Genomic DNA, 11542 nt, shown 5'->3' on the forward strand with positions numbered 1-11542 from the left:
ATTTCCGTGACGAATCGGCACAAATGCGATGCTTATTCCGTCAGACGTTGCGTTTACCCCGTAACCGCAAAATATATTTCCTACGTGTAATAAAATTTAACAATTGACGAATATCCTGCCGTGTAAACCACAGGAAGCCAACGCGCTACGCGAGCGTAAAACCCCTTGAAACAAGGTGTTTTCTCGATGTGACGCAGGCAGTTTTTGAAGGCACATATGTCAATGCATATGTTAGATATACGATGCCATCGCAGAACTGTCACATAAGGATTTCCGTGCGAAAGCTTTGCTCCACACACGAACACGACACGTCATTCGAGGAAGTCATGCGTCACACGTTTGCCGCGCTCACGCTAGCGCTGAGCAGCATCGCTCCGCTATGCGCTGCGCCCGCACCCTTCACCATTCCCGGCTTTGAACTCGTGCACACCGCGCCCGTTGGCGCCGGTGCCGACAGCGACGATCTGCGCGATTCCGTCACCGTCTGGACCGACATGTTCGATCGCGCAAAGACGTCGATCGACTTCGGTCAGTTCTACGTCTCGGGTGAGCGCGGCAGCCGCATGGACACGGTGCTCGATCATCTCGAAGCCGCAGGCAAGCGCGGTGTGAAGATTCGCTTTCTGATGGAAGCCAAGGGCGAGCGCATGTCGGACGAAGCGACGCTCGCGCGCGTCAAACAGATTCCCAATCTCGAGTTCCGCATGCTGGACTTCTCGAAAGTCGGCGGCGGCATCATTCACGCGAAGTACTTCATCGTCGATCGACGCGAGGGCTTCGTCGGCAGCCAGAACTTCGACTGGCGCGCGCTCGAACACATCGACGAGACCGGCGTGCGCGTGAGCGACGCGAAGATCGTCGCGCAGATGCAAGGCATCTTCGAGCAGGACTGGGAAGCGCAAGCCGCGCTGGCCAGCGGCGGACAACCGACAGTGCGCAATCGCGATGTCGTGCCCGCCGATCTCGCACAGTCGTCGTTCCTCGTCGCGAGCCCGAATGCGTACAACCCGCCGGGCGTCGGCGATTCGCAGACTGCCCTGCCCGCGCTCATCGGGCAGGCGAAGCAGAGCGTGCAGATTCAGTTGATGGATTACGCACCACTTTCGTTCGGTGAGAAGGGCAAGCGCCCGTACTACGGCGTGATCGACACGGCGTTGCGCACGGCGGCTGCACGCGGCGTGAAGGTGCAGATGCTGATCTCGAACTGGAATCTGAAGCGCCCTGATGTTGCGTATCTGAAGAGCCTTGCGCTGGTGCCCAATGTCGAGCTGCGTGTGGTGACGGTGCCACCTGCCTCAAGCGGTTTCATTCCTTATGCGCGCGTGGTGCACAGCAAGACGATGGTCATCGACGGCGAGCTGGCTTGGGTCGGCACGAGCAACTGGACCGGCGGCTACTTCGACAACTCGCGCAATCTCGAAGTGGTGATGCGCGACGCGAAGATGGCGCAGCGTATCGCCCAATTGCAGCGCACGTGGTGGAATTCGCCGCATACGGCCCCGATCGACGTGTCGCGCGATTACCCTGTGCCGCACCCGGGCACACCGTGAGTGACGCATCATGATGCCGGTCGATATTGCTTCGCCCGATCGCGCACGCCGCACGCTGCTCAAGGGCGCGGGTGCCCTCGTCGCCGTGCCGCTGCTCGGTCCGTTCTCGCGGGCGCTCGCTGCTAATTCAAGCGATCCGTTCACGTTGGGTGTGGCCTCTGGCGACCCGGTGTCCGATGGCTTCGTGCTGTGGACGCGTCTCGCGCCCGCGCCCATTTCGCCCGACGGTCAGGGCGGCATGGCCGGCATGCCGGCGCAGGTGCCCGTGCAGTGGGAGATCGCCGGCGACGAGGCCATGCGTGACGTGGTGCGTCGTGGCGTCGCCTATGCACCGGCAGCGTTCGCCTACAGCGTGCACGTCGAAGTGAGCGGCCTCGCGCCGCATCGACCGTACTGGTATCGCTTTACGGCACTCGGCGCACAAAGCCCGGTGGGACGCGCTGTCACCGCACCGCTCGCCAACGCGCCGGTGGATCGTCTTCGCTTTTCGTTTGCATCGTGCTCGCACTGGGAGCTGGGGTATTTCAGCGCCTATCGTCACATGGCGCAGGAGAATCCCGATCTCGTCATCTTCCTCGGCGACTACATCTACGACTATTCGAACGATCAGAAGAAGAAGGATGCCAAGCCGATCGTGCGCGCGCACGACGGCCCGGATGCGAAGGATCTCATCGGGTATCGCAATCGCTACGCGTTGTACCGCACCGACCCCGATCTGCAAATGCTGCACGCCGCCGCGCCGAGTCTGATGACGTGGGACGACCACGAAGTCGAAAACGACTACGCCAACGCGTGGTCGCAGAAGGTCGACGTCTCGGCCACGGACTTTCTGAAGCGGCGGGCAGCCGCCTATCAGGCGTATTACGAGCACATGCCGCTACGTGCGATGTCGATGCCGCGCGGGCCCGATATGCGCGTGTACGACCGTATCGGGTACGGCGCGCTCGTCGACTTCCACGTGCTCGACGGACGTCAGTACCGCACGCCGCAACCTTGCGCATTACCGAACACTCGTGGCGGCCATGTCACGCCCGACAGTTGCACCGAGCGCACCGAAGCGCGCCGCACCATGCTCGGCTTCGAGCAGGAAGCGTGGCTGGCCGATGGATTTCGGCAATCGCGTGCGCAATGGAATGTGATCGCACAGGATCTGCTGTTCGTGCCGCTCACGCAGAAGGATCGCAAGACCGGTGTCGTCGGCCATTGGACCGACGGCTGGGACGGTTATCCGGCGACACGGGATCGCATGTTGCAGGCGATGACGCAGTCGCGCCCGAACAATCCTGTGCTCATTGGTGGCGATATCCACTCGTACTGGACGAACGACGTGCATGCGAACGCGCGTCCCGATTCGCCGGTGATTGCGACGGAGTTCGTCGGCACGTCGATCACGGCGAATCCGCCGCCGTACGAGGCATTTGCCGAGATGCTGCCGGAGAATCCGCACGTGAAGTACTTCGAGAGCCGGCATCGCGGTTATGTATCCGTCGATCTGACGCCGCAGCAGATGCAAACGCGCTTTCAGGTGATCTCGGACCGGGCCGACAAACAGGCGACAGTCTCGACGTTGAAGCAGTTTGTGGTGGAATCGGGCGTACCGGGCGCGAAGGTGGTTTGACGTTACCGTTGCCCGTGTTGCCACAGTGATGCGTTAACGCAAAAGGCCGGATGTCGTTGAAGACATCCGGCCTTTGTTCATGCGATTCGTCGAATCTGACGCCGACGCGGTATCGATGTGTTGCTGCCACATCGACGCCGTTAGATGGCGTCCCCTAGGGGATTCGAACCCCTGTACTCACCGTGAAAGGGTGATGTCCTAGGCCTCTAGACGAAGGGGACAAAAACAGTCATTCGTTTGGTGGAGGTAAGCGGGATCGAACCGCTGACCTCTTGCATGCCATGCAAGCGCTCTCCCAGCTGAGCTATACCCCCGCGCGAAGAGGCGTGACTATAGCGTGTTTGACGGCGTCGGGCAACTGGTTTTGACCGGCTAGCGCAATAAGCCGAACCGCTTCAGCTTCCGGTACAGCGTGTTGCGGCTCACGCCAAGCTTGCGCGCCGCCGCGCTCACCTGCCCCTGACAGGCATCGAGTGTCTCGCGCAACGCCTGCCGTTCCGCCGCTTCGAGCGGGGCCTCGCGGGGCGCATCGCCATCGACGGCCTGCGCCTGTCGCACTTCGCCGGGCAGATCCTCCGCGGTGATGACGCCGTCGTCGCTCAGCGCCACCAGCGTGCGGATCACGCTGCGCATCTGCCGCACGTTGCCGGGCCAGTCGAAAGCACATAGGGCTTCGCGCGCGGCGTCTGTCACGACCACGCGATTGTCTGCCTGCGCCTGACTCAACAACCGCTGGATCAGATCGAGTTTGTCATCGCGCTCCCGTAGCGGCGGCACCACGACGGCCAGCCCACTGAGGCGATAGAACAGGTCTTCACGGAATTGCCGCTCGACGATGCGCGCCTCCAGATCCTGATGCGTCGCGCTGAGCACGCGGATATCGAGCGCCACCGGTTCTCCGCCGCCTAACGGCAACACCTCGCGCTCCTCCAGCACGCGCAACAGCCGCGTCTGCATCGCAAACGGCATGTCGCCGATTTCATCGAGGAACAGCGTGCCGCCGTTGGCTTGCCAGAGCTTGCCGCTCATGCCCTCCTTGCGCGCCCCCGTGAAGCTGCCGCCCACGTAGCCGAACAATTCGCTCTCGATCAGCGCTTCGGGAATGGCCGCACAGTTCAGCGCGACAAACGGGCCGTTCGCGCGCGCACTGGCCGCATGCACGGCGCGGGCGAAGACTTCTTTCCCGCTGCCGGTTTCGCCACGAATCAGCACCGGCACGTCGTGCGCGAAAACACGGCAGGCACGCGAGAATTCGCGTACCAGATGCGCGTCGGTGAAGGGCGCGACGTTTGCGTCCTGACGCGGTGTGGGTTGCGCCGGAATGCGTGGCGTTGGCCGCGCGGCCCGTTCGGGGGCGCGCAACATCGCCAGCAATGCCTCACCCGCTTGCGTGCGAACCGGCCAGCAAGTCTGCGGTTGCGGGTGCGCACGCGCCATCAGTGCATCGAGCGATTGCGCAAACCACTGGTCAACCCGCGTGCCGATGATGTCGTCACGCGTGACGCCCAGACGATTCAATGCACTCTGATTCGCGGCAAGCACGCGGCCGCTGTCGTCAAAGGCCAGCAACGCCTGCGCGAATCCGCCCAGATGGTCGGCCTGCTCCTGCAATTGCAGCAGCCATTCGTCGCGATAGTGCAGAAAGAAGTATTCGCTCTCGACCACCTTCGCGCTGAGATTGACGAGCGCGAGTGTGTGGAACTGGCTTTGCCTTGTGACGTCCGCACTGGTCGACGACACGTCGATCACGGCGAGCAATTCGCCGTGCGGCGCGAACACCGGACTGGCCGTGCAGGTGAGCGGCGTATGCAGCGCGCGGAAGTGGTCCTGCTGGCAGATGATCACGGGGGCCCGTTCGACCACGCACGTGCCGATCCCGTTGGTGCCCTCGCACGATTCGCTCCAGTCGGCGCCGGGCCGCAGGCCGGCACGCAGGAAGTCGTCGCGCGTGCCGTCGTGCAACTGACAGTCGACGATCACACCTTCCGGGTCGGTCAGCAGCACCGCCTGACGCGGATTCATCAACTGGCGTTGCAGACGCTCCAGCACGTGCGCCGATACATGCCGCAGTTGCTCCATCGCGTTGCGCCGCTCGGTCAGTTGTGACGATCCGATGACATGCGGCGCCATGCGCGCGCCCGGGTCGAGATCGTGCGTGTCGAGACAGCGGCGCCAGGAGCTGGCGATACTCGGGTCGGTCGCCGCCGCGACGGCAGGCAGGTGACCTTGTACAACATTCAGCACACGGCGCGCGTGTGCTGATTCTGTATTCGCTGGCATTGGTTGTCTCCCCGTGCCGGATGACCTTGAAGTCGTCCCCGAAGCATGTCGCAAGCCGCAGGTGATTGCAATGAGGTATGTCAGCCATGCCCGTGGCCGGTTCGCGCCCCCGCCTATCGGCAGCGCGATGCCATTAGCCATCAGTGTCACGGCGGTCGCGCGCCCGGTGTCCCGCCCGCGAGACAAGGGGTGACACACGTGTCACGGTTTCGGCGCATCGGCGAGCGCGGCTCACGCGTGTCATGCCCGTCAGGCAACGATCTGCCGGGCTGGCCCGCGACTTGCTTACCGACGTGCGTGGCCTCGATGCCACCGACACGACAATATCCGGAGACACAACATGCGTTATGCCCCGCCCGGCACCCCCGGTGCCCTGCTGACCTTGCAGCCGCGTTACGAAAACTACATCGGCGGCAAGTTCGTCCCGCCCGTCGAAGGACGCTACTTCACCAACACGTCGCCGGTGACGGGGGGAGTCATCGGTGAGTTTCCGCGCTCCGGTGGCGCCGACATCGAACTGGCACTCGACGCGGCCCACGCCGCCGCCGCGAAATGGGGCAAAACATCGGTGCAGGCGCGCTCGCGCATTCTGCTGCAAATTGCCGACCGGCTCGAAGCCAATCTGGAGAAATTCGCCGTCGCCGAGACGTGGGACAACGGCAAACCGGTGCGCGAGACGCTCGCTGCCGACATGCCGCTGGCCGTCGATCATTTCCGGTATTTCGCCGGTTGCATTCGCGCGCAGGAAGGCACCAGTGCCGAGATCGACGAGCACACGGCCGCTTATCACTTCCATGAGCCGCTGGGCGTCGTCGGCCAGATCATTCCGTGGAATTTCCCGTTGCTGATGGCCGCGTGGAAACTCGCGCCTGCCCTCGCTGCGGGCAATTGCGTAGTGCTCAAACCTGCCGAGCAGACGCCGCTCACCATCACGCTGTTCGCCGAGCTGATCGGCGACCTGCTGCCGCCGGGCGTGCTCAACATCGTGCAGGGTTTCGGGCGCGAAGCGGGTGAAGCGCTGGCGTCGAGCCGTCGCATTGCCAAGATCGCCTTTACCGGGTCGACGCCGGTCGGCGGACACATTCTGTCGCGCGCGGCCGCCAACCTGATTCCGAGCACGGTCGAGCTGGGCGGCAAGTCGCCGAACATCTTCTTCGACGACATCATGCGTGGCGAGCCGGAGTTCATCGAGAAGGCCGCTGAAGGGCTCGTGCTGGGCTTTCTGAATCAGGGGGAGGTGTGCACCTGCCCGTCGCGCGCGCTGGTGCAGGAATCGATCTATGAGCCGTTCATGGAAGTGGTGATGGCCAAGGTCGCCCGCATCAAGCGCGGCGATCCGCTCGATACCGATACGGCGGTCGGCGCGCAAGCATCGGAGCAGCAGTTCGACAAGATCCTGACGTATCTGGATCTCGCTCGCAAGGAAGGCGCTCAGGTGTTGACCGGCGGCGGTATCGAGATGCTCGACGGGCCGCTTGCGTCCGGGTTCTACATTCAGCCGACGCTGCTCAAGGGCGAGAACCGCATGCGCGTGTTTCAGGAAGAAATCTTCGGGCCCGTGGTCGGTATCACCACGTTCAAGGACGAAGCCGAAGCGCTCGCGATTGCCAACGACACCGAGTTCGGTCTGGGCGCCGGTGTATGGACACGCGACATCAACCGTGCCTATCGCATGGGCCGCGCGATTCAGGCCGGTCGCGTGTGGACGAACTGCTATCACCTGTATCCCGCGCACGCCGCGTTTGGCGGCTACAAGAAGTCGGGCATCGGGCGCGAAACCCACAAGATGATGCTCGATCACTACCAGCAGACCAAGAATCTGCTGGTGAGCTACGACATTCATCCGCTGGGTTTCTTCTAAGCATTCGCAGGCATTGTTAAGCCCGATTTGTAGAGTCCTTCGACGCTTTGTGCATTTGCGTCCCTGTTTGCCGCAGATCAAAGACGCGGCCCGCCGATAGGCGGAAGCTGTCTTTAATGCCTGCGAGAAGATCCCGCATACCCCCTGCGACGACGCGACCGGCAGTGTTGAATTTGCCGGCCGCGTGGTCGTGGTGCGCCCCTCACAGAACAGATATAAGGAGCATAACCATGAGCACGACTTTCTTCATTCCCGCCGTCAACATGATGGGCATCGGCAGCCTCGACGAAGCGATTGCCGCCCTGCCTCAATACCATTTCCGTCGTGCGTTGATCGTGACCGACGCTGGCCTCGCCAAGGCCGGTGTCGCCGAGAAAGTGGCAAAGCTGCTCACGCAACAGGACATTCAGGCGGTGATCTTCGACGGCGCCAAACCCAACCCGACGGTGTCGAACGTGGAAGCGGGTCTCGCGCTGCTCAAGCAGAACCATTGCGACTTTGTGATCTCGCTGGGCGGCGGCTCGCCGCACGACTGCGCGAAGGGGATTGCGTTGTGTGCGTCCAACGGCGGCAAGATTGCGGATTACGAGGGCGTGGACCGGTCGGCAAAGCCGCAGTTGCCGCTGATCGCGATCAACACCACAGCAGGCACCGCGAGCGAAATGACGCGGTTTTGCATCATCACGGACGAGGCACGTCACGTGAAGATGGCGATTGTCGATCGCAACGTCACGCCGTTGTTGTCGGTCAATGACCCGGCACTGATGGCGGCGATGCCCAAGGGGCTCACGGCCGCCACGGGTATGGACGCGCTGACGCACGCCACCGAAGCCTATGTCTCGACCGCTGCCACACCCATCACCGACGCGTGCGCACTCAAGGCCGTGACGCTGATTTCAGAAAATCTGCGTCGTGCGGTGTCGCATGGCGACGATATGACGGCACGCGAAAACATGGCGTATGCGCAGTTCCTCGCGGGGATGGCATTCAACAATGCCTCGCTGGGCTACGTGCATGCGATGGCGCATCAGTTGGGCGGTTTCTATGACCTGCCGCACGGTGTGTGCAACGCGATTCTGCTGCCGCACGTGGAAGAGTTCAACGCGAGCGTCAGTGCTGCGCGCCTGAAGGATATCGCGCAAGCCATGGGCGAGAAGGTCGACGGGCTGAGCGATGCGGAAGGGGCGAAGGTGGCGATTGCTGCGATTCGCCGTCTCTCGAAAGACATCGGCATCCCTGCCGGTCTGACGGAGTTGGGTGCGAAGAAGGAAGATATCCCGACGCTGGCCGCGAATGCGATGCAGGATGCCTGCGGATTTACGAATCCGCGTCGCGCCGAGCAAGCGGAGATCGAGGAGATTTTCGCGCGGGCGTTTTAACGGGTAGCGCGATTCGGACGAGTCTCGCCCGGCGCACGATCGGGTGATCATCGTCCGGATAGATCTTGATGAAAAAATGGAGCCGCGAAATCGCGGCTCCATCTTTTATGCTTCGGATGACTTAGCAGTCAGAATGTCTGAACAGCACTACCAGCTCAGACGCACCCCGGCATTGCCTTCCGCCGTGCTCCGGTGCGAGCCGCCCAGATTGAACCAGTAGCCGCCCGTCAGGTAGAGACTGACACGTTGATTCAGCTTCGCGTAGACGCCAGCGCCCACGTGCCCTTGTGTCGACCCGACTGACGAATCGATCTTGGTGGTGTCGGAGAAGTTCACGGTGTCGGTGCCGCCGAAGTAGCGCAACACGTCCAGACGCAGATACGGTTTCCAGTTGATGCCATTCGCCTGAAACTGCGTCTGAAGTCGCAAACCGAGTCGCCCGATCAGTTCGTTAGCGCTCTTGAACGACACGGTCGCCGCCGGATCGGTCAGGTCGTTGATGTGCGTGTACTGATAGATCAACTGGGCCTGCGGTTCGAGCGACAAGCCGTAGGGCAGCGGCAACGGCAGCCCGCCTTCCAGCGACGCCGTGAACGCATTCGCCCGTGTCGTTGCGGTATTGCCTTGCAGCGACGACGGATTCACCGACATGGTCGAGCCCATCAACACAGTGTCGACATACCAACCGCTCGGTGCGATACGTGTCCAGTAGGCGCCAAGGCTGTAAGAGTTGATGGCGAGGCTGCCGGCGGCCAGATCCTGCGTGGCCAATGCGAAGCCCTTCACGTCGCCACTGCCTCGGGCGAAGCCGAAGAAGAGACCGGCGTGGTCGCGGTAGCCGCTATCGGTCGTGTTCGAATAGACGTCCTGCCCGACCTGCAACCCGAAGATCGTGCCGCTGAACGACTGATTCACCGTACCCGTGTGGTCTTGAGACATATGGTCGCCCCACACACGGCCCCAGCCACCGCCCCACTTGCCGTTTTCATCCAGCAGGTCTTGCCCGCCCATGCGATCGTGGAACGTGCCGATCTGCTGCACGGCGATCTCGCGCGCCAACGCCGAAATCTGCGAGTAGACCGGGACTTCGGTTCGATACAGCGGCGTTTCGGGATCGACGGGCGGGACGGGCACGATCGGGTCGATCGGCGGACGGGTCGGGTCGAGCGTGGTCGAGCGCAGATACCAGTTGTCTTGCGTGCCGGGGGTAATGCCACCGCGGTACAGGTAGTAGGTATAAGCGCCTGCATTCGCCGTGCCGCCGGTAAATGCCGAGCCCGCCGTTGACGCCCCGTTCACCGTCTGCACGACCTGAATACCGTCACCGGTGGTTTGCCCGCCCTTGCCACCCGCGTTGGCGATCTTCAGCGTCGTGCTGCCGGTCGCCGTTCCGCCATTGATGATGATCTTGTCGGTCGGAGAATTGTCGGTGCCCAGTTGCGTGCGAAGCGATGCGGTCGCTTGCTGGCCGACGTAGTTACCTGCGACGGTTAGCGTGTTGCCGACGCCCGGGCCTGCCAATTGAAGCAGCGCGGCGTTGGTGAACGTGCCGTTGACCGTCAGGTTGCCCGTGGCACCGGAGGCAAAACCCGGCGTGGCGTTGGCGACCGCGACGGTGCCGTTGTTCTGCACTGAACCCGTGACGCTGCCGTAGCCGCCCAGCGTTGCGCCACTGGCTACCGTGACCGCGCCGCCGCCGGAGAGCGCCGCCCCTGAGGACGTGGGATCGCCCACGGCCAGTACCCCGGCATTGATGCTCGTTCCCCCCGTGTAGGTGCTGTTGCCGTTGAGCACGAGCGACCCGGCGCCGATCTTGGTCAGTGCCCCGGTGCCGGTGATGCCCTGCGTGATCGTCGAGTTGAACCCGTTCGTATCGATCGTGCCGCCCGCGGTATCGAGAGCGACCGCACGGCCGGCAGCGAGATTGAAACTGGCGCCGAGTTGCAACGTGCCGCCGTTGAACGTCAGCGCGCCGCCGGGGGCACCAAGGCTGCTGTCTTGGCTAACGACCAGCGTCCCGGCGTAGAGCGTCCACGGCGTGAGTGCGGTGGTACTGCCGGTGAGTGTCCAGACACTGGTGCCCGTCTTATGGAAGGCCGAGAAACCTTGGTACTGTGCTGTCGGACCGATCAGCGACGCATTGAAGCTGCTGTTGGCATTGCCGCCGAGGATGAACGTGTTGGTGCCGACATTCGCGTCGACGGTGCCGGTGATGGCAGACCCGGCGCGCAGTTCGAGCGAATTGGTGCCCGCACTGAATTGAATGGCGTCGGCGACGGTACCATCTGCACCGGTGCCGCCGGTGATGGTGCCGCTATTGATCACCGCGACGTTCTGCCCCTGCACACCGATCCCACCCGCGCCTGATGCACCTGCGCTACCGCCGGTCCCGCCCGCGCCACCAGCGCCGCCGCTGATCGAGCCCGTGTTCGTGATGGTGCCGCCGTTGTTGGTCACCAGTACCCCAGCGCCACCTGCCCCACCCGCGCCGCCAACACTACTGGTGCCGCCGCCACCACCCCGGTTGCCGACGCCGCCGGTAATCGTGCCGGCGTTATTCATGGAGCCGCCGGCGGTGACTACCACCCCGGCACCACCGCCACCGCCTGCGCCGCCCGCCGATGTGGCGTTCCCGCCGCCGCCGCCGGTACCGCCATCGCCGCCGGTAATCTTGCCGCTGGTGGCGTTGGTCACAGTCCCGGTTCCGGCGACGCGCACACCCGCACCGCCTACGTCACCATGACCACCGGTTGTGTTAGCGCCGTTGCCGCCATTGCCGCCATCGCCCCCCGTGACGACACCGGAATTGCTGACAGTCCCGTTGCCGCTGAGGGAAATGCCGTCGCCGCCCACG

At 63.2% G+C, this 11542-nt stretch carries 6 protein-coding genes and 2 tRNA genes; 4 read left to right on the forward strand and 4 right to left on the reverse strand.

Going from position 1 to position 11542, the window contains the following annotated elements; all coding sequences use genetic code 11:
• Positions 1 to 326 precede the first annotated feature (326 nt).
• Together CDV46_RS09700 and CDV46_RS09705 are read left to right on the forward strand one after the other, a co-directional pair.
• Positions 327 to 1550, forward strand: a complete 1224-nt coding sequence (locus CDV46_RS09700) for a phospholipase D-like domain-containing protein (RefSeq protein WP_087686252.1) — start codon at positions 327 to 329, stop codon at positions 1548 to 1550.
• Between the two features lie 10 nt (positions 1551 to 1560).
• Complete coding sequence (locus tag CDV46_RS09705; RefSeq protein WP_087722425.1) at positions 1561 to 3168, forward strand: alkaline phosphatase D family protein; 1608 nt, start codon at positions 1561 to 1563, stop codon at positions 3166 to 3168.
• 145 nt (positions 3169 to 3313) lie between these two features.
• Here CDV46_RS09705 and CDV46_RS09710 read toward each other — a convergent pair.
• The 3 genes from CDV46_RS09710 to CDV46_RS09720 form a co-directional block, all read right to left on the reverse strand.
• A tRNA-Glu gene (locus CDV46_RS09710) sits at positions 3314 to 3389 on the reverse strand.
• Positions 3390 to 3406: 17 nt separating this feature from the next.
• Positions 3407 to 3482, reverse strand: a tRNA-Ala gene (locus CDV46_RS09715).
• Positions 3483 to 3540: 58 nt separating this feature from the next.
• Positions 3541 to 5448 (reverse strand): sigma-54-dependent Fis family transcriptional regulator, encoded by a 1908-nt coding sequence (locus CDV46_RS09720; protein WP_087722426.1) that lies wholly within the window; start codon positions 5446 to 5448, stop codon positions 3541 to 3543.
• A gap of 340 nt (positions 5449 to 5788) precedes the next feature.
• Here CDV46_RS09720 and exaC point away from each other — a divergent pair, with 340 nt between their 5' ends.
• Both exaC and yiaY read left to right on the forward strand, forming a co-directional pair.
• The gene (gene exaC / locus CDV46_RS09725; protein WP_058376291.1) at positions 5789 to 7309 is read left to right on the forward strand and encodes an acetaldehyde dehydrogenase ExaC; all 1521 of its coding nucleotides are present in this window, start codon (positions 5789 to 5791) and stop codon (positions 7307 to 7309) included.
• 230 nt (positions 7310 to 7539) lie between these two features.
• The gene (gene yiaY, locus CDV46_RS09730) at positions 7540 to 8688 is read left to right on the forward strand and encodes an L-threonine dehydrogenase (protein ID WP_087686255.1); all 1149 of its coding nucleotides are present in this window, start codon (positions 7540 to 7542) and stop codon (positions 8686 to 8688) included.
• 147 nt (positions 8689 to 8835) lie between these two features.
• Here the strand turns inward: yiaY and CDV46_RS09735 are convergent.
• Positions 8836 to 11542: autotransporter family protein (locus CDV46_RS09735; RefSeq protein WP_140413336.1), on the reverse strand; the 2707-nt coding region annotated here is incomplete at its 5' end.

The organism is Pandoraea sp. PE-S2T-3 (assembly GCF_002179965.1).
Taxonomy (GTDB): domain Bacteria; phylum Pseudomonadota; class Gammaproteobacteria; order Burkholderiales; family Burkholderiaceae; genus Pandoraea.

Excerpts from the sequence above, each read along its gene's own strand:
- yiaY (WP_087686255.1), top strand. The coding sequence starts at position 7,540 with ATGAGCACGACTTTCTTCATTCCCGCCGTCAACATGATGGGCATCGGC.
- CDV46_RS09700 (WP_087686252.1), top strand. The coding sequence starts at position 327 with ATGCGTCACACGTTTGCCGCGCTCACGCTAGCGCTGAGCAGCATCGCT.
- CDV46_RS09720 (WP_087722426.1), bottom strand. The coding sequence starts at position 5,448 with ATGCCAGCGAATACAGAATCAGCACACGCGCGCCGTGTGCTGAATGTT.
- CDV46_RS09705 (WP_087722425.1), top strand. The coding sequence starts at position 1,561 with ATGATGCCGGTCGATATTGCTTCGCCCGATCGCGCACGCCGCACGCTG.
- exaC (WP_058376291.1), top strand. The coding sequence starts at position 5,789 with ATGCGTTATGCCCCGCCCGGCACCCCCGGTGCCCTGCTGACCTTGCAG.